This window comes from Bradyrhizobium sp. CCBAU 45389 (genome assembly GCF_028128625.1).
Lineage (GTDB): Bacteria > Pseudomonadota > Alphaproteobacteria > Rhizobiales > Xanthobacteraceae > Bradyrhizobium > Bradyrhizobium liaoningense_B.
The window spans coordinates 187923-209484 of the sequence record NZ_LBIY01000088.1; the positions used below are offsets into that span (position 1 = coordinate 187923).

The 21562-nt window shown below is 65.0% G+C and carries 16 protein-coding genes; 3 read left to right on the forward strand and 13 right to left on the reverse strand.

Annotated features, from left to right (window positions below):
- Positions 1–31: 31 nt before the first annotated feature.
- Together XH79_RS18725 and XH79_RS18730 are read right to left on the reverse strand one after the other, a co-directional pair.
- Positions 32–1423 carry an efflux RND transporter periplasmic adaptor subunit gene (locus XH79_RS18725; RefSeq protein WP_271582564.1) on the reverse strand — a complete coding sequence of 464 codons (1392 nt, stop codon included), beginning with the start codon at positions 1421–1423 and terminating at the stop codon, positions 32–34.
- Positions 1413–2897: an efflux transporter outer membrane subunit gene (locus XH79_RS18730; RefSeq protein ID WP_271582565.1), complete on the reverse strand. Its 1485-nt coding sequence runs from the start codon at positions 2895–2897 to the stop codon at positions 1413–1415. The genes XH79_RS18725 and XH79_RS18730 overlap by 11 nt, the downstream gene beginning before the upstream one ends.
- Positions 2898–3646: 749 nt before the next feature.
- On the opposite strand from XH79_RS18730, the gene XH79_RS18735 reads away from it, so the two are divergent.
- A complete protein-coding gene (locus XH79_RS18735) occupies positions 3647–4681 on the forward strand; it encodes a cysteine synthase A (protein WP_212336647.1) in 1035 nt (344 codons plus the stop codon).
- A gap of 61 nt (positions 4682–4742) precedes the next feature.
- On the opposite strand, the gene XH79_RS18740 is transcribed toward XH79_RS18735, so the two are convergent.
- From XH79_RS18740 to XH79_RS18765, 6 genes are all read right to left on the reverse strand, one after another.
- A complete protein-coding gene (locus XH79_RS18740) occupies positions 4743–6986 on the reverse strand; it encodes an O-linked N-acetylglucosamine transferase, SPINDLY family protein (protein ID WP_271582566.1) in 2244 nt (747 codons plus the stop codon).
- A 131-nt stretch (positions 6987–7117) separates the two neighbouring features.
- Positions 7118–9358, reverse strand: coding sequence for an O-linked N-acetylglucosamine transferase, SPINDLY family protein (locus tag XH79_RS18745; protein ID WP_212336651.1), 2241 nt, complete (start codon positions 9356–9358; stop codon positions 7118–7120).
- Positions 9359–9458: 100 nt separating this feature from the next.
- Positions 9459–10196, reverse strand: a complete 738-nt coding sequence (locus tag XH79_RS18750) for an amino acid ABC transporter ATP-binding protein (protein ID WP_245003366.1) — start codon at positions 10194–10196, stop codon at positions 9459–9461.
- A gap of 11 nt (positions 10197–10207) precedes the next feature.
- On the reverse strand, positions 10208–11728 hold the full coding sequence (locus XH79_RS18755; RefSeq protein ID WP_212336652.1) for an amino acid ABC transporter permease: 1521 nt from the start codon (positions 11726–11728) through the stop codon (positions 10208–10210).
- Complete coding sequence (locus XH79_RS18760) at positions 11725–12930, reverse strand: amino acid ABC transporter permease (RefSeq protein WP_212336654.1); 1206 nt, start codon at positions 12928–12930, stop codon at positions 11725–11727. The genes XH79_RS18755 and XH79_RS18760 overlap by 4 nt, the downstream gene beginning before the upstream one ends.
- Positions 12931–12956: 26 nt before the next feature.
- A complete protein-coding gene (locus XH79_RS18765; protein WP_212336656.1) occupies positions 12957–13973 on the reverse strand; it encodes an amino acid ABC transporter substrate-binding protein in 1017 nt (338 codons plus the stop codon).
- A gap of 381 nt (positions 13974–14354) precedes the next feature.
- Between XH79_RS18765 and metC the strand changes: the two genes are divergently transcribed.
- Complete coding sequence (gene metC / locus XH79_RS18770) at positions 14355–15539, forward strand: cystathionine beta-lyase (RefSeq protein WP_212336658.1); 1185 nt, start codon at positions 14355–14357, stop codon at positions 15537–15539.
- Positions 15540–15672: 133 nt separating this feature from the next.
- Entirely contained in the window at positions 15673–17364 is a 1692-nt protein-coding gene (locus XH79_RS18775; protein WP_271582567.1) for a Na/Pi cotransporter family protein, read from the forward strand.
- Here the strand turns inward: XH79_RS18775 and XH79_RS18780 are convergent.
- The 5 genes from XH79_RS18780 to XH79_RS18800 all read right to left on the reverse strand — a co-directional run bounded on the left by XH79_RS18780 (position 17335) and on the right by XH79_RS18800 (position 21547).
- Positions 17335–17775, reverse strand: coding sequence for a DUF3592 domain-containing protein (locus XH79_RS18780; RefSeq protein ID WP_271582568.1), 441 nt, complete (start codon positions 17773–17775; stop codon positions 17335–17337). The genes XH79_RS18775 and XH79_RS18780 overlap by 30 nt on opposite strands.
- Positions 17776–17818: 43 nt before the next feature.
- A complete protein-coding gene (locus XH79_RS18785; protein ID WP_130367048.1) occupies positions 17819–18157 on the reverse strand; it encodes a lipid-A-disaccharide synthase N-terminal domain-containing protein in 339 nt (112 codons plus the stop codon).
- Positions 18154–18891 carry a glycosyltransferase family 2 protein gene (locus XH79_RS18790; RefSeq protein WP_271582569.1) on the reverse strand — a complete coding sequence of 246 codons (738 nt, stop codon included), beginning with the start codon at positions 18889–18891 and terminating at the stop codon, positions 18154–18156. Before XH79_RS18790 ends, XH79_RS18785 begins: the two co-directional genes overlap by 4 nt.
- 66 nt (positions 18892–18957) lie before the next feature.
- Positions 18958–19803 (reverse strand): phosphatase PAP2 family protein, encoded by an 846-nt coding sequence (locus XH79_RS18795; protein ID WP_271582570.1) that lies wholly within the window; start codon positions 19801–19803, stop codon positions 18958–18960.
- Position 19804: 1 nt separating this feature from the next.
- On the reverse strand, positions 19805–21547 hold the full coding sequence (locus XH79_RS18800; RefSeq protein WP_212336668.1) for an ArnT family glycosyltransferase: 1743 nt from the start codon (positions 21545–21547) through the stop codon (positions 19805–19807).
- Between the last annotated feature and the right edge of the window lie 15 nt (positions 21548–21562).

Here is a 21562-nt window from a genome sequence, read left to right on the forward strand (position 1 = left end):
ACGCCTGCCGCCTAGGCGGCTGTTGTCGGGATCATGGCTGCTTGGCTCCAGATCCCGATGCCCCCGGCCCCGGTGCCGGACCGGTCTGTCCCTTCTGGTCGCCTTCGCTGCTGTTTCGCTTGGCGCGGAACTCGCCGTCCTTGGCTTGTCCGTCCTTTTGCGATTCCTTCTGACCATCCTTCTTCTGAGCATCCGGACCGCGCGAGCGCTTGCGCGGGGCGAGATCGGCCGACGGCGTCTGGTCGTCGCGGCCGACGATCACCTTGGAGCCGTCGGAGAGGTTGGCAAAGCCGGTGGTGACGACCTTGTCGTTCGGCGACAGGCCGCTGGCGATCACCGCATCATGCTCGTTCTGCTGCGTCACCGTCATGGGCTTGGCGGAGACGACATTGTCCTCGCCGATGACATAGCTGAAGGTTCCGACAGGACCGCGCTGCACCGCCGATGTCGGCACCACCAGCGCCTGCGTCAAGGTCTCGACCTTGAGGCGGACATTGACGAACTGGCCGGGCCAGAGCTGGTAGTGGGCGTTGGGGAATTCGGCCTTGAGCTTGAGCGTGCCGGTGGTCTGGTCGACCTGGTTGTCGATCCCGGTCAGCTTGCCGGTGTCGATCACGGTGATGCCGTCATTGCCGAACACGTCGACGGCAAGCGCCCCCTTGGCGGCAGCCGCGTTGACCCGCATGATCTGCTGCTGCGGCAGGCTGAACCATACCGCGATCGGCTGCAGTTGCGTGATCACCACGAGGCCCGTGGTGTCGGAGGCGTGGATGATGTTGCCCTGGTCGACCTGGCGCAGGCCGGCGCGGCCCGAGAGCGGCGCCACGATCTTGGTATAGCTCAGCGTTGCCGCGGCATTGTCGATCGCGGCCTGGTCGGCCTTGACCAGCGCCTCGGTCTGCGCGACCAGCGCGCGCTGGGTATCGGCCTGCTGCTTGGAGCCGGCATTGGAGGCAGCGAGCTGCTCGTAGCGCGCGAGGTCGATGCGCTGGTTGGCGAGCTGGGCCTGGTCCTGCGCCTTCTTGGCGACCGCCTGGTCGTATGTCGCCTGATAGAGCGCGGGATCGATCTCGCCGAGCACGTCACCCTTCTTGACGTCCTGGCCTTCGGTGAAGTTGACCGCGATCAGCTTGCCGTCGACCTGCGAGCGCACGGTCACGGTGTTGAGCGCACGGATCGCGCCGACGCCGTCGAGGTAGACCGGCACGTCCTGGATGCGCGGCGTCGCCGCCAGCACCGGCACCGGCAGATCGGGCCGCTGGTTGCGGTTGTTCGCCTGCTGCTGGTGCATGACGGTCCAGCCGACATAACCGAGGCCGCCGAGGATCGCGAGCGTGATCAGGGTCATGACGAAGCCGCGGCCGCGCGACCTGGTCGCCGTGCCCTCCTTCGCGCCTTGCTTCATGTCCGGCTTAAAGAGCATTGACCGGTTTCTCCATTCGCGGCTCCCAGCCGCCGCCGAGCGCCTGATACAGGCTGACGATGGCGAGAAGCCGTGCGAGTTGGGCCTGCCACAACGCGTCTTCGGCCTGAAATAGTGTCTGCTGGACGTTCAGCACGGTCACGATGTCGGCCGTGCCGGCGCGCAATTGCTGCTCGGCGAGATCGAAGGCGCGCTTCGACGAGGTAACGACATCGCGCTGCAATTGTAGCTTGATCGTGGTCTGCTTGATCGAATACAGCGCGTTGTCGACGTCGGCAAACGACTGGATGATGGTCTTGCGGTAGGTCTGGAGCAACTCGTCCTGCCGCGCCTTGGCGAATTCGAAATTGCCGAGGATCTTGCCGCCGTCGAAGATCGGCTGCGTGGCGCTGCCGACGAGTTGGAAGAAGGCCGCATGCGGCTGGAACAGCGAGACCAGCGCCGAGCTCTGATAGCCGCCATTGCCGGTGAGCTGGATGGTCGGGAAGAACTGCGCGCGGGCATTGCCGATATTGGCGGTCGCCGAGGCGAGCTGCGCTTCCTGCCGGCGAATGTCCGGCCGCTGCGTCAGGATCTCCGACGGCAGGCCGGGCGTGACGCGCGGGATGGCGATCTTGTTCAGCGAGCCGCCGAGCACGCGGACGCTCTCCGGCGGCCGCGACACCAGCACGGCGAGCGCGTTGGCGTTCTGGTCGAGCGTCTGGCGCAGTGGCGGCACCAGTGCCTTCTGGTTGGCGAGCACGCTCTCCTGCTGGGCGACGTCGAGGTCGGTGCCGGTGCCGGCCTTGCGGCGCTCGCGGATCGCATCGAGGATGCGCTGCGCGCTGGCGATGTTGCTCTGGGCGGTACGCAGGCGGTCCTGCGAGGCCAGCACCTGGAAATAGGCGTTGGCGACGCCGGCGAGCGTCGTCAGGGCGACGACGTCACGATCGAAACGGTTGGCGTTCGCGGTCTCTTCCGCCGTCTGCAGCGCATCGCGGTTCTGACCCCAGAAATCGAGCTGGTAGCTCGCGCTCAGCGAGGCCGAATAGTTGACGACTTCGCGCCCGCCATTGGTGAGACCTGATGACGAGGAGCCCGAGGTGCGCGAATAGGTTTCCGATCCGCTCCCCGACAGACTCGGCAACAACGCCGCGCCGGCCTGCCGCGCCTGGGCGTCAGCCTGAACGATGCGCGCGACGGCGGCAGCGATATCGAGATTGACGGTCTGCGCCTCCTCCATCAGCTGCGTCAGCTCGGAGGAACGGAAGCCACGCCACCAATCCAGCGACGGCGGCGCATCGCCCTTCCCGGCATATTTGTACTGCGTGGGAACATCGAGCGCGGGATCCGGAAGATCCTGCGTCAGCACGCATGCGCCCGAACTTGCAGCCACGCACAGCACAGCAAGCCAGCGCGCTGCACGACGCGTCCGGGACGCAGACCCCAAAGACCGCCGCACGGCGATCGCCGGAACATGCTGTGTCACATCCACCCCCCGCCGGGCAGATCGAGCCGCCACCGCGCAGCCGGATTAACCGATTCGCGGCCGGACGGTCGGGGGGCTTTTGGCAACTCGTTCACAGGCGATGCTTTCTGCGGAACCTTGAGCTTCATACTAGCCGGGCGCGGAACAGCGGGACAGTCCCGCAGGTGCGAGATGGCAGTCCCCGCGCCATCCCATCACGACCAAACAAATGCAAGATATGCCTGTCTTGCAGTTACTTCTCGATTTTTCATGGCGCCGGAAAGGACGTTCAAGCTTACCAAGATTTCATGTGATATTGGCGCCACACCCAGGCGAGAGCGGCTTGATCCGGCTGCACCGGTCAGCAGCGAGCTGCATGCGGCCTCGGCTCTGTCTCAAGACGCAGCGGGCAGCGCTCACAAGGCCGTCAAGGATCGGGCACGAACACCCCGCTCGCACATGCTTCCCCAAGTGCAATTCAACTCGTCCGGGAACCACGTGCGGCCAAGCCGGCATGCACGCGGTAGAGATGGGCTGTGAGCGGTGCTTGCGACGACCGATATCTTCCGTGTCCCTGCGGTCATCGGGCATATTCGTTCCGCCGCTATCCGAGACCGTATCCCGGCATCATTCGCGCTGTTCTTTGCTCGGGAATGTCGCCGCTCTGCGGGGCGCTTCCACCACTTTCGCCGCAGCGCAAAAGCCTTCCCCTTTGCCCTCCCAGGCACTAGGTTCTGGCCAGCCAGATCAACCCTTTGCCAGTGATTTCCCCCGACATGACCATTCGAACCAACGTTGTCGAAGCCATCGGCAACACCCCGCTGATCAAGCTCAAGCGCGCCTCGGAATTGACCGGCTGCACCATCCTGGGCAAGGCCGAGTTCATGAATCCCGGCCAGTCGGTGAAGGACCGGGCCGGCAAATGGATGATCCTGGAGGCGGAGAAGCGCGGCGAGCTCAAGCCCGGGGGCCTCGTGGTGGAAGCGACCGCCGGCAACACCGGCATCGGCCTGGCGGTCGTCGCCAGCGCCCGCGGCTACCGCACGCTGATCGTGATCCCGGAGACCCAAAGCCAGGAGAAGAAGGATTTCCTGAAGCTGTGCGGCGCCGAGCTGATCGAGGTCCCGGCCCTTCCTTTCGCCAATCCCAACAATTACCAACATGTCGGCCGCAGGCTCGCCGACGAGCTGCGCAAGACCGAACCGAACGGCGTGCTGTTCGCCGACCAGTGGAACAACCTCGACAACGCCAAGGCGCATTACGAGTCGACGGGCCCCGAGATCTGGGAGCAGACCGGCGGCAAGATCGACGGCTTCATCTGCTCGGTCGGCACCGGCGGCACGCTGGCCGGCACCAGCCGTTATCTCAAGGAGAAGCACCCCGGCATCGTCAATGCCTGCGCCGATCCGCAGGGGTTTGCGATGTACGAGCTGTTCAAGAACGGCCAGGCCAAATCGACCCCGGGCGACTCCATCACCGAGGGTATCGGCCTCGGCCGCGTCACGCCCGTGATCGAAACCGCCAAGGTCGACGATGCCTTCCTGATTCCGGACGCCGAAGCTGTGTCGGTGATCTACGACCTGCTCCTGCACGAAGGCCTGTGCCTCGGCGGCTCCACCGGCATCAACATAGTGGGCGCAATTCGCCTCGCCAAGCAGCTCGGACCCGGCAAGACCATCGTCACCGTGCTGTGCGATTCCGGCAGCCGCTATCAGTCCAAGCTGTTCAACGCGGATTTCATGCGCGCCAAGAATCTTCCAGTGCCGGAATGGCTGGAGAAGCGCAGCAACATCAAGCCGCCGTTCGTCTGATCGGCAGCGGCCTCCTCACGTCGGGGACGGGCATCCACGAGTTCGCGCCGGGGCAGCCGGTTTACGCCCGCTCGTCGCCTTCCGAGGCCGCAGCACAATAGTCGCGCCAGAACTTGCGATAACCCGCTTCGAGCTCACGCGTGTAGATCTCGACATTGCCGGCGGGCGAGGCTGCGATCTGAGCCGGCAGGCCTGCGCGCAACTTCGCCAGAAGCTCAGGCTGCGAGGCAAATTTCCGGGCGATCTCGATATAGCCCTCGTCATCTTCCGCGACCCAGTCGCCGAGACCGACAGAAGCCACGATCGAGGCGCCGGCCCGCGAGGGGGCGCCGTTGCCGAGCTTGGTCACCACGGGAACACCCGTGTAGAGCGATTCCCAGCTGCTGATGCCGCCATTTTGCGGAAACGTATCCAGGGAAATATCGACATTGGCAAAGGCCAGCAGGTGGTCGTTGCGCGAGGTGAAGCCCAGGCAGGTGATGTTCTCCTCGGCAATGCCTTGCGCCACGAAGCGTGCGACCAGGCCGTCGCGCAACAAGGGTTCGTCGAGCAAACCATTCTTGAGGATGATCCTCGACCCCGGCAGCTCCCGCATCAGGCGCGACCACACACGGATCGCATCATCCGAAATCTTGTAGATGCGGTTGAACACGCCAAAGGTGACGTAGCCGTTGCGCAGCATCGGCAGCTCCGACGGCTGCAGATCCGAGACGGGCTCCATCGTGATCAGACACGGCAGATCGTGGATCTTTTCGGGAAACAGATGCCGGACCGATGGCGGAATGAAAACGGGATCCGCGAGCACATAGTCCATGGTCTGCATGCCCGTGCCCGTCGCATGTCCGAATCCGGTGGCCTGGATCGGAGCCGGCTTCCGCGCGAAAACCCGCAGCCTGTTGGTGTTCGTGTGGCCCGAAACGTCGATCAGGATGTCGACATTGTCGGCCTCGATGCGATCGGCGAGTTCGTCGTCCGAAAGCTGCCAGGCGTCCACCCAGACGTCCGCCTGTTGCTTGAACATGGCGGTGTACTCGTCCGCTCCCGGCCAAGTGTAGTAGCAGATGATCTTGAAGTTGGCGTGATCGTGATGGCGCAGCACCGGCAGCAAGGTCAGTCCCGCCGAGTGTTGCCGGAATTCGGCAGCGACATAGCCGACCACAATCTGCTTGTCCGGATCGAGCGGCCGCTTTGGCAGTGTCCGCCGCGGCAGCTTGGAGCCGATCAAGTCCCACCAATCTCGTCGCACTGCCTGCTGGAGCGCGAAATCGGCCTCGGGGAGGTAGTCCTGCAAGAAGATCTTGCCCCTGATCGCATCCTCGTAGGCCGGCTTTATCGCCAGCGCGCGATCGAGATATTCGATCGCGGCGTCCATCTCTCCCTGGTTCGAATAACAGAAACCCATCAGCGCCAAGCCAAGCTCGGAGCGCGGATTCTGCTCGATCAGGGCCGTTGCGGCCGCCATCGCCTGCGCGGTCCTTCCCATCACGAGACAGACCTGTGCCTTGCCCTGGAGAGCCAGTTCGAATTTGGGCGAAATCGCAAGCGCGGCCTCGAAATCCGCAAGCGCCGGCTCCAGGCGCTGCAACTCGTAACTGAGCCGCCCACGCTGGGCGAGAATCCTGGGCGAGCCCGGCTTGATCGCGAGCGCCATGGCAAACTTGGCTGCCGCCTCCTCGTGATGCCGGAGCTCCATGCTGATCATGCCGTTGCCGACGATCGCCTCGGCGTGCCGCGGCTGAAACAGCAGGGCGCGATCGAAACTTTGCTTGGCGCGCTCGATCAGTCCGAGCAACATCTCGACCATGCCGCGATTGCAGAATGCATCGGCGTAATCCGGCTTGAGCTTGATTGCGCGCTCGTGCAGTTCGAGCGCCTGTTCGTACTGCCCCAGATGCATCAGCGTATTGCCGAGATTGGTCAGCGCCACTGCGAAATTCGGCTTCAGCGCGATCGCCTTCTCCTGGCACCGCCGCGCCTCCTCGAAATTGCCGAGGTCGAAATGCACGGTCGCGAGGTTGTTGTGGGCATCGTGCAGACGTGGATCGAGCGCAATCACGCGCTCGAGCAGCTCCTTCGCCTCCTCAAGGCGCCGGCCGTCATGCGCGCACATCCCGAGCAGGTGCATGGCGTCGACATGGTCCGGAAGCGCTTTCAGGATCTCACGGCAGAGCGCCTCCGTCTCGGCATATTTTCCCTGGCCATAGGCGGCGGCTGCGGCGGAGGTGACGGCGCCCGCCTGCTTCATCAATTTCTTCTGCAACCGCGCGTTCTGGAATGCGCGTGCGCCGGCGCCGCTGTTCTGCAAGGTTGCTCTCCGGAGGATGGCCCAGGGAGAGTCTAGCTGATTCGCAAGCCCGGCCAGCCGGCCGGCTCGACTGGCAACGCCTCTGTGATTTCCCGGTGTTCGCGTATGCTCATCCGGCGCGGTCGATCTGCCTACGCAACCTCGCCGCCTTCGGAGGCCGAGGCACAGTAGTCGCGCCAGAATTGGCGATACCCCGCCTCGACCCTGCGCGTGTAGATCTCGACATTGCCGGCGGGCGAAGCGGCGATCTGGGCCGGCAGTTCCGCGCGCAGCTTTGCCAGATGCGCAGGCTGGGCGGCATACTTGATCGCGATCGCGGCATAGCCCTCCTCGTCCTCGGCGACCCAGTCGTCAAGGCCCACGGCCGCCACGATCGACCCGCCGGCGCGCGATGACGAGCCGTTGCCGAGCTTGGCGACAACCGGAACGCCGGCGTACAGGGATTCCCAGGTGCTAATGCCGCCGTTTTGCGGAAACGTATCGAGCGAGATGTCGACGTTGGCAAAGGCCCGCAAATGCTCGTTGCGCGGCGTCGTGCCCATGCAGATGACGTTCTCCTCGGCAATGCCGTGTGCCACGAACCGCGCGATCAGGCCGTCGCGCAACAAGGGATCGTCGAGCAGCCCGTTCTTGATGATGATCTTCGATCCCGCCACCTCGCGCATCACCTTCGACCACACCCGCATCGCCTCGTCCGAGATCTTGAAGATGCGGTTGAACACGCCGAAAGTCACATAGCCGTTGCGGAGCATGGGCAGCTCCGAAGGCGGCACGTCCAGGATGGGATCGATCGTGATCAGGCACGGCAGGTCATAGACCTTTTCGGCCAGCAGATGGCGTGCCGATTGCGGAATGAAGGTCGGGTCCGCGAGCACGTAGTCCATGGTCTGCAGGCCGGTGCCGGTGGCGTGCCCGAAACCCGTGACCTGGATGGGGGCCGGCTTCCGCGAGAACACATGGAGCCTGCTGCCGGTCGTATGCCCGGACACATCGATCAGAATATCGATTCCGTCGGCCTGGATGCGATCGGCCAGTTCGTCGTCCGAGAACTGCGCGGCCTCGACCCAGACGTCTGCGCAAGACTTGAATTTCCCGGTCATCTCGTCCTGCAGCGGCCAGCAGGAATAGCAGACGATCTTGAACGCGGCACGATCGTGATGGCGCAGCACCGGCATCAGCGAGTAAGCCGCCGAGTGCTGCCTGAATTCGGAAGCGACATATCCGACCACGATCTGTCGGTCCGGATCGAGATCGCGCGGCGCCAAGGTCCGTTGAGGAAGCTTGGCGCCGATCTGATCCCACCAGTATTTTCGCGCCGCCTGCTGGACCACGAAATCGGCCTCCTGCAGGTAATCCAGCACGAATATCTTGTATCCGATGGCCTCGGGAAAGTCGGGCGCGATCGCCAGCGCCGCATCGAGATACTCGAGCGCCGTCGCGATGTCTCCCTGGTTCGCATAGCAAGAGGCCAGGAGCGACATGGCCGCCTCGGATTGCGGATTGATTTCGAGCAGCTTTTTGGCGCCCGCCATCGCGCCCGCCGTGTTCCGTACCATGATGTCGACTTGCGCCCGCCAGCACAGCGCGAGCTCATTCCGAGGCGATTGCGCCAGTGCGGCGTCGAAATCCGCTGCCGCCTGCTGCAGCCGGGACACAGTCAGATAGAGGCGTCCGCGCTGCACCAGAATTCTGGCCGAGCCCGGCTTGAGCGCCAGCGCGGTATCGAGCGCGGCTTCCGCCTCCTCGAAGTGCCGGAGTTCGAGGCTCACCATACCCCTGCCGGCAATCGCTTCCGCATGACGCGGCTGCAACGATAGGGCCCGTTCGAAGTTCTTTCCGGCACGCTCGAACTGGCCGATCATCAGTTCCGCCATGCCGCGGTTGCAGAATGCGTCGGCATAGTCCGGCTTCAGCCTGATCGCGCGCTCATGCAGCGCAATTGCCTCTTTGGCCTCGCCGAGGTGCAGCATCGTATTGCCGAGATTGGTCAGGGTGATCGGACAATTCGGCTTCAGCGCAAGGGCCTTCTCCTGGCATGCGCGGGCGTCCTTGAATTTCTCGAGCGCGAAATACACGGCGCCGAGATTGCTGTGGGCATCGGGTGAACGCGGATCGAGCATGGTTGCACGCTCGAGCAGGAATTGCGCGTCCTCAAGCCACCCGCCGTCGAACGCCAGCAGGCCAAGCAGGTGCGTGGCGTGGAAATGATCCGGAACCTCTTTCAGGATCTCGCGGCAGAGATTCTCGGTCTCGTCACGTCTGCCCTGCCCCAGCGCCTCGATGGCGAAGGACATGACGGCGTCCGCCTGCTTCCTCAACTTCTTCTGCAATCGCGCGTTCTGGTAGGCGCGCGCGCCGAGACTGCTCTGCAAGGTTTCTCTCCGGAGGATGGTCCGAAAAGAGCCCAGCCGATTCGCATGGTGCCAAGCTTGTGTGTCCGTCAGACCGGCGAGGCCGCCGGACTGCAGGCGCTCACCGCAGAATCTGGCTCAGGAACAGCTTTGTACGGGCGTGCTGCGGGCTGGCGAAGAACTCGTTCGGGGTGTTGGCCTCGATGATCTGGCCGGCGTCCATGAACACCACACGGTTGGCGACCTCGCGGGCAAAGCCCATCTCGTGGGTCACGACCAGCATGGTCATACCCTCTTCGGCGAGGTCGACCATGGTGTCGAGGACCTCCTTGACCATCTCGGGGTCGAGCGCCGAGGTCGGCTCGTCGAACAGCATCACCTTCGGGTTCATGGTCAGCGCGCGCGCGATCGCGACGCGCTGCTGCTGGCCACCGGACATCTGGCCCGGAAACTTGTTGGCCTGGTGCGGGATCTTGACCCGCTCCAGGAATTTCATCGCGGTCGCCTCGGCGTCCCTCTTGGGGATGTTGCGCACCCAGATCGGCGCCAGCGTGCAATTGTCGAGCACTGTGAGGTGCGGGAACAGATTAAAACTCTGGAACACCATGCCGACCTCGCGGCGCACGGCGTCGATGTGTTTGAGATTGGGCCCGAGCTCGATGCCGTCGACGACGATCTCGCCCTCCTGGAATTCTTCCAGCGCATTGATGCAGCGGATCAGCGTGGACTTGCCGGAGCCGGAGGGCCCGCAGATGACGATGCGCTCGCCCTTCTTGACCTCGAGGTCGATGTCGCGCAGGACGTGGAATTCACCGTACCATTTGTTCAGGCCGGAAATCTTGACGATGGGGTCGGACATGATGGCCTCGATCAGTTGCGGCGGTGGGCGTTGAGGCGGTGCTCGACGAACAGCGAGTAGCGCGACATTCCAAAGCAGAAGATGAAATAGATGATCCCGGCAAAGGCAAAGCCGGTGAACGCGGTCGATGGCGTCGACCATTTCGGGTCAGAGAACGAGGCGCGTAGCGAGCCCAGGAGGTCGAACAGTGCCACGATCGAGACCAGCGAGGTGTCCTTGAACAGCGAGATGAAGCTGTTGACGAGGTTCGGAATGACATGGCGCAGCGCCTGCGGCAGAACGATCAACGAGGTCGTCTTCCACCAGGACAGTCCCAGCGCCGCTGCGGCCTCGCCCTGCCCGCGCGGGATCGCGGCAAGCCCGCCGCGGACGTTCTCGGCCTGATACGCGCCGGTGAACAGCGCGATGCCGATCAGCGCGCGGACAAGGCCGTCGACGGTGAAATTGCCGGGCAGGAACAGCGGCAGCATGTAGGTGGCGAAGAACAGCACGGTGATCAGCGGCACGCCGCGCCAGAACTCGATGAAGGCGATCGAGAAGATCCGGATCAGCGGAATGGTCGAACGGCGGCCGAGCGCGAGCGCAATGCCGATCGGCAGCGATGTGACGATGCCGGTGACGGAGACCACCAGCGTCACCAGCAGCCCGCCCCACAGATTGGTCAACACGATCGGCAGTCCGCCGTGGTCGAGCCCCATCAGCTTGATGACGATCGCGATGGCGACGAAAGTTGCGAAGCTCGACGCCAGAGCGCGCCAGCCAGTCCGCAGGCCGCCTGCGAGAAAGAAGGCGATCAGAGAAACGACGACCGTGGTGACGGCGAAATCGGTCCAGACCGCCTGCCCCGAGGCCTGGATCTGGTCGCGCAGCCAGGTCAACGGAAAGATCAGCCAGTGGATCGCGGTGCCAATCAGCACGATCAGGTTGCCGACGACCCACAACAGGGGTGCGATGGCCGAGGTCTTGCTGAGATTGAGCAGCACCTGGCCGGCGCCGATGATGCTCTCGTCGAACAATTGCAGCACGCCGGCCGTCCAGCTCAGGCCGAAGCCGGTGATGCCGCCGCCACGCAGCAGGAAGAATGCGACGACCGGAAACGCGAAGAAGAACAGGCCGGCGCTGAGGCCCTTCGCCGGCAGGCGCGGAACGAGCAGCGGCACCAGCAGGACCGCCGCCAGGACGAATGTGAGGTTGACCCGCCAGCGCTCGGCCTCGGGATAGAAGCCGTAGATCAGTTGCGGCAGCTTGGCCTGGATGTAGGGCCAGCAGGCGCCCACCGCGAAACCGACGTTCTCGGTGAGGCAGGCCGTGCGGTCCTTGCCGCTCCAGACCGCATCGACCATCAGGAACTTGACGCTGGGAACGATGGTGAACCAGAGCAGCAAGGCGCCCAGGATCGTGAGCAGGATGTTGGTCGGCGAGTTGAACAGGCGGGTCCGCGCCCAGCCGATGAAGCCCGTCGTCTTCACCGGCGCGGGACGCTCGTTCACCAGATCGTGCCGGACGAAGGAGGATGAGGCGATATCGGTCATGCGCCAAGGCTCCGGCTGACGCGCCAACCGTAGACGCTCATGACGGCGCTGGTGATGAGGGAGATCAGGAGATAGACGCCCATCGTCATCGCAATGATCTCGATCGCCTGCCCGGTCTGGCTCAGCGAGGTGCCGGCGAACACCGAGACGAGGTCAGGATAGCCGATCGCGACCGCCAGCGAGGAGTTCTTGGTGAGGTTGAGATACTGGTTGGTCAGCGGCGGCACGATAACGCGCATGGCCTGCGGCACGACAATCAGCCGGAGCGTGGCACCGCGGCTGAGGCCGAGCGAAGACCCCGCCTCCATCTGTCCCTTGTGGACCGACAGGATGCCGGCGCGTACGATCTCGGCGATGAAGGCGGCGGTATAGGTCGACAGAGCCACCGTCAGCGCCACGAATTCCGGGATGATCCGCGAGCCGCCGGCGAAATTGAACCCCTTGAGCTGCGGCAGCTCGAAGGTGAAGGGCAGACCGAAGACCAGCATCGTGGCCAGCGGAAGTCCGAGCAGCAAGGCCAGCACAGAGGGCCAGATGCGGATCACCTGCCCCCGCTCAAACAGCGCGCGCCTGGCGTAGAAGCGCAATCCCAGCGAGACGACGATGCCGAGGGCCAGCATCGCCAGGAACGGCTCGAACCCGCTCTCGCCGATCGGACGGGGAATGACGAGGCCGCGATTGCTGATGAAGGCGATGCCCAGCAGCGAAATGCTCTGCCGCGGATTGGGCAGGGCCGCGAGCACCGCCAGGTACCAGAACAGGATCTGGAACAGCAGCGGCAGGTTGCGGATGATCTCGACATAGATCTCGCCGACGCGCGACAGCAGCCAGTTGGGCGACAGTCGGCACAGCGCGATGATGAAGCCGATCACGGTGGCGAAGAAGATACCGACCACCGAGACGACGAGCGTGTTGAGAAGCCCGACCACGAACACGCGCAGGAACGTGTCCGAGCCGGTATAGGAGATCAGCGTCTGGTTGACGTCGAAGCCGGCATTGTTCCTGAGGAAGCCGAAGCCGGCGGCGATATGCTGGTTCTCGAGATTGGCGCGCGCATTGGAGACGATCTCGTAGCCGATCCAGCCCAGGATCGCGGCGAAGGCAAACTGGACGGCGACGCCGTTCCAGCCTGCCTTGCCGCCCAGAATGCGCCTGATCTTCAGCGCGATCTGGGCCGGCGGTTTTCGAGCCTCGGTGCTCATCGCCGCGTGCCGCGGATCAAGCAGGATCAGCGGATCGGCGGTGCGTATTGGAGACCGCCCTTGTTCCAGAGATTGTTGAGGCCGCGATTGATGGCGAGCGGCGAGCCGGCGCCGACGTTGCGATCGAACACCTCGCCGTAATTGCCGGTCGCCTTCACGATCCGCACCACCCAGTCCTTGGTCAGGCCGAGCTGTTCGCCGAAATTACCGTCGCTGCCGAGCACGCGCTTCAGCTCCGGGCTCTCCAGCTTCGCCTTCTCGTCGACGTTCTTGGAGGTGATGCCGAGCTCTTCGGCGGTGACGAGCGCGAACAGCGTCCATTTCACGATGTCGAACCACTGGTCGTCGCCGTGGCGCACCATCGGGCCGAGCGGCTCCTTCGAAATGATCTCGGGGAGCACCATGTGGTCGTTGGGATTGGCGAGCTTGAGGCGATTGGCGTAGAGGCCCGACTGGTCGGTGGTGAAGACGTCGCAGCGGCCGGCTTCATAGGCCTTGACGGTTTCGTCGTTGGTGCCGAACGCGATCACCTCGTACTTCATGTTGTTGGCCTTGAAGTAGTCGGCCAGATTCTGCTCGGTCGTGGTGCCGGTCTGCACGCAGACGGAAGCGCTGTTGAGCTCGAGCGCCGAATTCACCTTCAGCGACTTCTTCACCATGAAGCCCTGCCCGTCATAATAGGTCACGCCGGTGAAGTTGGCGCCGAGCGAGGTGTCGCGCGAGATGGTCCAGGTGGTGTTGCGCGAGAGAACGTCGATTTCGCCGGATTGCAGCGCGGTGAAGCGGTCCTTGGCCGAGGTCGGCACGTACTTGACCTTGGTCGGGTCGTTGAAGATGGCGGCCGCGATCGCGCGGCAGAGGTCGACGTCGAGGCCGGTCCAGTTGCCCTTGTCGTCGGGCGAGGAGAAACCCGGCAGGCCCTGGCTGACGCCGCAGGACAGCGTGCCCCGGTCCTTGATGGTCTTGAGCGTTTGCGCATCGGCGGCCTGGGCAGACAGGCCGGCGGCGAGAGCGAGAGTGAGAGCCAGGGTTACGCGTTTCATGGGCTGAAGGCCTTTCAAAGTCGTCTCAAGGTCAGGAATGTTGTCTCAGGATCGTCTCTGCCAGGGATAGCCTTGCAAGAGTCATGCTGGGAAACCTTGCCGAACACTCGCCGATCCCGGGAGGCCATACCTTAATCCCCGCCGCAGGCGCCCGCCATGATGGCCGTGGCGCCAGGTTCGGTCAGACGATGGATCGAAGGTCGCGGCAGGCCCCTCAACATGCGGCGACTGAATAGCACCTGCGCATCACAGAACGACTGGCGAGCCGGGTCAAGGGGTTGACGGGACTCTTCTGTGTTCTGTTATTAACGACAGCGGCCTTTCGGCCGGCCCCCACGGCGCAAGGCGCCCCGGCGGAAACGCGGTTTTGAAAGCAGGCGCATGGATTCCTCGCACCCCTCCCAGCAGCAGGCCGAGACCCGGCTGGTCACCTCCGGCCGCGACACCAAGGCGCAGAAGGGGTTCGTCAATCCGCCGGTGTTCCACGGCTCGACCGTGCTCTATCCGACCGCCGAGGACCTGCACGCCCATCGCGGCGAGTTCACCTATGGCCGCCACGGCACCCCGACGACCAGGGCGTTCCAGGACACGCTGATGGCGCTGGAGGGGCCGCAATGCGCCGGCGTCGGCATCGTGCCGTCGGGGCTCGCGGCGATCTCCACCACCCTGCTCTCGGTGCTGAAGGCCGGCGACCACATTCTGGTCGTCGACAACGTCTATCGGCCCTCGCGCAATTTCTGCAACGGCATGCTGACCCGCTATGGCGTCGAGACCGCCTATTTCGATCCGCTGATCGGCGCCGGCATCGACAAGCTGTTCAAGCCCAACACCCGCGCGGTGCTGGTGGAGGCGCCGGGCTCGCAGTCGTTCGAAATGCCCGACATCCGCGCCATCGCCGAGGTCGCGCATGCGAAGGGCGCGCTCGTCATCGACGACAACACCTGGGCGACGCCGCTCTATCACCGCTCGCTCGAGCAGGGTGTCGACATCAGCATGCAGGCCGCCACCAAATATATCGGCGGTCACTCCGACATCATGTTCGGCACCATCTCGGCCAATGCCAAGGCCTGGCCGATGGTGTCCGAAGGCATCCGCCTGCTCGGCGTCTGCGCTGGCCCCGACGACGTCTTCCTGGCGCTGCGCGGCCTGCGCACGTTGTCGGTGCGGCTCGCGCAGCACCATCGCTCCGGGCTCGACATGGCGCGCTGGCTGGCGGGGCGTCCCGAGGTTGCGCGCGTGCTGCATCCCGGATTGGAGACCGATCCCGGCCACGCGATCTGGAAGCGCGACTTCACCGGCGCCTCGGGCCTGTTCAGCATCGTCTTGAAGCCGGCGCCGCAGCAGGCGGTCGACACCATGCTCAACACGCTCAAGCTGTTCGGCATGGGCTTTTCCTGGGGCGGCTTCGAGAGCCTCGCGATTCCCTTCGACTGCAGCGACTATCGCACCGCGACCAAGTGGGCGCCCGGCGGGCCGACGCTGCGACTCCACATCGGCCTCGAGAGCGTCGACGACCTCAAGGCCGATCTCGATCGCGGCTTCGCTGCCCTCAAGGCGGCAATGTGAGCCTGCTCACAAGGCATCGCGCCGCGGGAACGAGCAACCGGCGCAAACGTTAACGCCGACGCGCCAACAAATGGTTTGATCCTCAAGCATTTGGCGCTAGCCTCACCAATCGACTCCAATCCGGACACGGAGAATGGGAACGTTGGTTCTGCTCGATCTGATGGGCGGCGTTGCGCTGTTGCTGTGGGGCCTGCACATGGTCCACAGCGGAATCCTGCGCGCGTTCGGTCCCGACCTGCGGCGGCTGCTCGGCAAGGCGCTCGGCAACCGCATCAGCGCGTTCGCCGCCGGGCTCTCGCTCACCGCGCTGCTCCAGAGCAGCACGGCGACTGCCCTGATCACCTCTTCGTTCGCGGCCGAGGGCCTCGTCAGCCTCGCAGCCGCGCTCGCCATCATGCTGGGGGCCAATGTCGGCACGACGCTGATCGTGCAGGTGCTGTCGTTCAACATCGCCGCCGTCGCGCCCGTCCTGTTCGTGCTCGGCCTCGTCGCCTTCCGCTCGGGACCGCGCTCCCGGATCAAGGACATCGGCCGCGTCTGCATCGGCCTCGGCCTGATGCTGCTGTCGCTGCACATCCTGCTCGACACGCTGGCCCCGGCGGAGAACGCACCCGGCATGCGCGTCGTGATGTCGGCGTTCACGGGCGATCCCGTGCTGTGCATCGTCATCGCCGCGCTCGTCACCTGGGCGGTGCATTCGAGCGTCGCCAGCGTGCTCTTGATCATGTCGCTGGCCTATTCGCAGTTCATCTCGCCCGAGGCGGCGCTGGCGCTGGTGCTGGGCGCCAATCTCGGCAGCGCCATCAATCCCGTGTTCGAAGGCGCCAGGCGCGACGATCCCGCGAGCTATCGCCTGCCGGTCGGCAATCTCGTCAACCGCGTGATCGGGATCGCGCTCGTGCTGCCGTTCCTGGGCGTGATCGCTGCGCACATGCATGCCTGGCAGCCGGATCTCGCGAAGATGACGGCGGTCTTCCACATCGCCTTCAACGCCGGCACCGCCATCATCTTCATCGGACTGCTCGACACCATGTCGCGTCTGTTGACCCGCCTTCTCCCCGATCGCGTGCAGGAGACCGACCCGGCCCGGCCGCGCTATCTCGACGAGAGCGCGCTGGAGACGCCGTCGCTGGCGCTGGCCGACGCCGCCCGCGAGGTGCTGCGGATGGGTGATCTCGTCGAAATCATGCTGCGCAAGGTGATGACCGCGATGATGACGGGCGACCGCGGGCTGGTCGACCAGGTCTCGAAGATGGACAATGCCGTCGACGGTCTCGACGAGGCCATCAAGCTCTACGTGACCAAGCTGATGCGCGGCAGCCTCGACGAGAGCGAGGGACGGCGCGCGATGGAAATCGTCTCCTTCGCCATCAACCTCGAGCATATCGGCGACATCATCGACAAGAGCCTGAGCGAGCTTGCGACCAAGAAGATCAAGCGCCGCTTCCAGTTCTCGGCCGAGGGCGCCGAGGAGCTCGCCGCCTTCCACAAGCGCACCATGGAATCGTTGCGGATCGCCTTCGGCGTGTTCATGTCGGGCGATGCCAACGAGGCGCGCAAGCTGCTGGTGGAGAAGACCACGCTGAAGAACACCGAGCTTGCCGCCGTCGAGCGCCATCTCGACCGCCTGCGCGAGGGCCGGCCCGAGACCATCGAGACCACCTCGCTGCATCTCGACGTGCTGCGCGACCTGCGCCGCATCCACTCGCATATCTGCTCGGTCGCCTATCCCGTGCTGGATGCCGCCGGCGAGCCCTATCGCAGGCACGAGGCGGAGACGGCCGCCCTGCCCGCCTCAGGCGCGGCCTCGGCGCTGCCGCGCTAGGGCGGCGCGAACGAGAACAGCGCCTCCCACAAGGAGCAGGCCGGCGCCGCAGAGCAGGCTAGGCACGATCCACAATGTCAGGAACGACAGCAGCCGCGCATCCTTGGGCCGCCCGGGATCGTAGGCGATCCTGACCCGCTCGCCCTCCGCATAGGGCTGCCCGGTTGATCCAGATGAGGACGTGAACGTCACTACGCGCCCCTCGCGCGTCGTGAATCGAAACGTCGGATAGAGAAAGGTCCCGCCATGATTTCCACCGCTGCGCGCGACGGCGCCGGCGAAACGCGCATCGGTCTGCTCGGCCCTCGCGAGAAATGCGATGGTGCCGCCGAGTTCGACAAGGCCGAGCCCGAGCAAGACCAGGCCGATCAGAACAACCGATACGAACAGAACTATCGGTGACTTGCGCATGCCAATCGGGAAGTCTGGATGCCCTGCCGCCCTCGGTCCCTGGTCAGCGCTCCAGTGTCTTCGAGGCGCGGCCGCGGTTCTTGACGATCAGCATGATGTTGCGGACATAGATGATGGTCGCGAGCGCCTGTCCGAGGATGATCACCGGCTCGCGCTTGACGACGCCATAGACCAGCGTCATCAGCCCGCCGCCCATCGAGCAGAACCAGAACGCCATCGGCACCACGCTGTTGCCGGCGCGCTCGCTCGCGATCCACTGCACCAGGAAGCGCGCGGTGAAGAACAGCTGTGCGACCAGGCCGAATGCGAGCCAGAAGTCGAACTTGGCGACGAAGACGTCGTAGAGATAGTTGCTCAGCGCCTGACCGTATTGAATGATCATGCGTTCACCTCGGTCACATCTGGTGTCGTCTTCTTGCGGCGGATCAGCCACCACACGCCGGCGAGGTCCATGATGCCGATCCATAGCCGGTCGAAGAAGCCATAATTGGACACGCCGGAACGGCGCGGCCGGTCGATCACGTCGACATAGGCGATGTCGTAGCCCTCGCGGCGGACCAGCGCCGGCAGAAAGCGATGTAGCCCATCGAAATAGGGCATCATCAGGAACACGTCGCGGCGGAACGCCTTCAGCCCGCAGCCGGTGTCGCGCGTGCCGTCCTGAAGGATCGCATTGCGGACCTTGTTGGCCACGCGCGACTGGAATTTCTTGAAGCCGGTGTCCTTGCGCCCGACGCGCTGTCCCGCGGCGAGGCCGACCCGCCCCGCCCCTTTCTCCACCGCAGCGATCAGGTCCGGCAGGAAGGCTGGATTGTTCTGCCCGTCGCCGTCGAGGGTTGCCACGATCCCCCCGCGCGCGGCGCGCACGCCGCTGCGCACCGCAGCCGACTGGCCGCCTGATCTGGCGTGGCGGAGCTGACGCAGATTGCTCCGCTCCGCCATGATGGCCTTGAGCCGCTCGCCGGTCGTGTCCGTCGAACCGTCATTGACGTAGATGATCTCGTAATCCCAGCGGCCGTCGAGCGCCGTCGTGATCTCCTCGATCAGGGGCGCGACGTTGTCGGCTTCGTTGCGCACGGGAACGACGATGGAAACCGATGGCTGGGACGTCGACAAATCGAGACTCGTGGTTGGAATTGGCCGGCCCCTCGGGGAACCGGCGACCCCGGCAGGCAGCCGCTTTTATGGGGCGGACGCTCCGCGGGCAACCCTTTTGAGGCGCGCTGTGACCGGCCCCGGAAGCGGCACGATGGTGCCGTCGGCACGGATGGCAAACGCGAGCCGGCGCGCCGCAAACCAGTAGCGGATGGTCATGGCACCGACGATGCCGACCAGGGCCCCGGCGGTGACGTCGCTGGGGTGATGCGCGAGCAGCACCAGACGCGTCAGCAGGATCACGATTGCGTAAGTGAACATGAACACCCGCAGCCGCGGCCACAACGCCGAGACCGCAAACGCCAGTGCGAACGCTGTGATCGCGTGGCCCGACGGCAGGCTGGCATAGGCTCCCGAGCCCTCGAACGGGATGAAGTTGAACGGATCGGCGTTGCCGCCGACGAACGGACGCCCGCGACCGATGAGAAATTTCAGGATCTCGCCGACGAACACGGACAAGGCAACAGACAGAAACAGGAATTGCAGCCGCGTGCCCAAGCCCAGCAACAACGTGCGTCGAGTGCCGTGAAGTCCCGCGGCGATCAGTGCCACGATCACCAGCGCGACGCCCAGCACCGAGAGCACATACTCATCCTTGCCGAAATCGGTGAGGATGCGGATCGGCCACAGGCTTGGCGTGCCGCGCGCCGGCATCAACTGGATCTCGGTCAGGTCGAACGCCAGCATCAGCGCGATGACCGCGGCCGCGCCCACAGCGCTGAGCCAGAGCGAATGTCGCGCCAGCTTACGTGCGGCCTCGGCGCGGCGCGAATGCGACGGCGAGCGCACGAGCTGCCCCAGCGCATGCCCCGTCACGGTGAGCAACTGCGCGGGATAGCCCGGGCGCGGCGCGCTATGGGTCGGGGCCGACATCCTATTCGGTGCCTTCCGAACGGAAGATCGAGATCGAGATCGCGCGCCCTTGCGAGAAATTGTAGCCGTCGATGCGCGCGCCGACCTTGTAGCGCAGCCCGATCGCCTCGGCGCGCTGCACGAAGCTGCGCTCCGAGCGTTGCTCGATCAGCGCGAAGCGGCAGCTGCCCTGCCGCAGGAAGTCCGCCGCGCCCGAGCCGTCGGTGAGCAGCGTCTGCGTGCCGGTCAGGAACACCAGGCTCGGCTCGTGGTAGCCGGCAGCGGCCGCCTTGGGCCCGACGCAGCTGACGTTGCGAAGCGCGCGCGCGATCTCGATACTCGGGAACAACGGGGTCAGCGACGGCAGCACGATGCCGTAGACCACGACCGCAAGCATCAGGGCCGCAACCAGCGCGTTGAGCACCGAGCGTTCGGCACGGTTGTTGTCGTAGAGCCACCAGGCGAACAGGCCGAAGATCAGCGAGGCCGCGATGAACGGCCAGGCCACGAAGGCCGGCTGCCGGGTCAGCATGACCGCGCCGACCACCGCGATGATCGAGGCCGCCGCCGGAATCGCGAACCACCAGGCCGAGCCGCGCATCAGCCAGGACCGCGACAGCACGCGCCGCTCCAGCGCGCCGACGGTGAGGATCGCGATCGCCGGATACAGCGGCAGCACGTAGTGCGGCAGCTTGGTCAGCACCGCCTCGAACACGATCCAGGACGGGATCAGCCAGGCCAGCAGGAATTGCGCGCCGGGCTCGCGCCGGGCTCGCCAAACCGCGGGTGCCGCCATCGCCGCCAGCGGCGCTCCCGGCCAGAAGGTGATCCAGAACAGCGCCAGGTACATCCCGGGCGGTGCGCCATGGGATTCCTGCGCCCCTAACTTGCTGAGCATGTCGCCGCCGACGGAATCGGCGAAGAAGGTCTCGCCCGCGCGCCAGAAGATCGCGACGAACCAGGGCAGCACCAGCACCAGCATCCACATCAGGCCCCAGACCGGGCGCAGCTTCCACAGCCAGGAGGCATCGCGGTCCAGGATCGCGAGCGCGACGATGGTGAGCCCAGCGAACATCAGGATCAGCGGGCCCTTGATCAGGATGCCGACCGCGAGCGCGGTCCAGAAGATCGCGGGCCAGCTCCAGGGCGGACGGGTCTCGTCCTCGGCGCGCTGCCACGACAGGTAGGCCCGCGCCATCGCGCCCATCGCGGCGGTGACGCAGAACAGCAGCATCGCGTCGGTCTTGGCGAGCCGCGCCTCGACGCCGAGCAGCACGGAGGCGCACAGCAGCAGCGCCGCGAGCACCGCGGCGCGCCGCGTGACGAAGCCGAGCGCGGCCCAATAGGTCATCAGCACCGCGCCGATCGCACCTATTAGCGACGGCAGCCGGTAGACCCAGATGCGCAATTCGGCCTTCGGCAGCCTGAGTGCAGATGCGGCTTCAACCGCGGCCGATTGCAACCAGTAGATGCCGACCGGCTTCTTGTAGCGGACGTCCTCCTGGAAGCGGATGTCGACATAGTCGCCGCTCTCGACCATCTGCTTGGTCGCCTGCGCGAACCGCGCCTCGTCGCGATCGACGGGCGGGATGGTGAAGAAGCCCGGCAGGAACAGCAGCAGTGCGCACAGCAGCAGGAAAGCGACCGCGCGGGCGTGGCTGGCCGTGGCGATATCGAGCATGGTCACGAGCCGGCTACCCGGATTCACGGGCGATTTCGGCTCACGGGGCGCTCCAAAACGGGGGCTTGGGTAGGTCTCGGCCATTGGTTCCGCTTACGC

What these genes read in the sequence shown, in the direction of transcription:
- XH79_RS18725 (WP_271582564.1), bottom strand. Translation starts at nt 1,423, where the DNA reads ATGCTCTTTAAGCCGGACATGAAGCAAGGCGCGAAGGAGGGCACGGCG.
- XH79_RS18735 (WP_212336647.1), top strand. Translation starts at nt 3,647, where the DNA reads ATGACCATTCGAACCAACGTTGTCGAAGCCATCGGCAACACCCCGCTG.
- XH79_RS18750 (WP_245003366.1), bottom strand. Translation starts at nt 10,196, where the DNA reads ATGTCCGACCCCATCGTCAAGATTTCCGGCCTGAACAAATGGTACGGT.
- XH79_RS18755 (WP_212336652.1), bottom strand. Translation starts at nt 11,728, where the DNA reads ATGACCGATATCGCCTCATCCTCCTTCGTCCGGCACGATCTGGTGAAC.
- XH79_RS18760 (WP_212336654.1), bottom strand. Translation starts at nt 12,930, where the DNA reads ATGAGCACCGAGGCTCGAAAACCGCCGGCCCAGATCGCGCTGAAGATC.
- XH79_RS18765 (WP_212336656.1), bottom strand. Translation starts at nt 13,973, where the DNA reads ATGAAACGCGTAACCCTGGCTCTCACTCTCGCTCTCGCCGCCGGCCTG.
- metC (WP_212336658.1), top strand. Translation starts at nt 14,355, where the DNA reads ATGGATTCCTCGCACCCCTCCCAGCAGCAGGCCGAGACCCGGCTGGTC.
- XH79_RS18775 (WP_271582567.1), top strand. Translation starts at nt 15,673, where the DNA reads ATGGGAACGTTGGTTCTGCTCGATCTGATGGGCGGCGTTGCGCTGTTG.
- XH79_RS18780 (WP_271582568.1), bottom strand. Translation starts at nt 17,775, where the DNA reads ATGCGCAAGTCACCGATAGTTCTGTTCGTATCGGTTGTTCTGATCGGC.
- XH79_RS18785 (WP_130367048.1), bottom strand. Translation starts at nt 18,157, where the DNA reads ATGATCATTCAATACGGTCAGGCGCTGAGCAACTATCTCTACGACGTC.
- XH79_RS18795 (WP_271582570.1), bottom strand. Translation starts at nt 19,803, where the DNA reads ATGTCGGCCCCGACCCATAGCGCGCCGCGCCCGGGCTATCCCGCGCAG.
- XH79_RS18800 (WP_212336668.1), bottom strand. Translation starts at nt 21,547, where the DNA reads ATGGCCGAGACCTACCCAAGCCCCCGTTTTGGAGCGCCCCGTGAGCCG.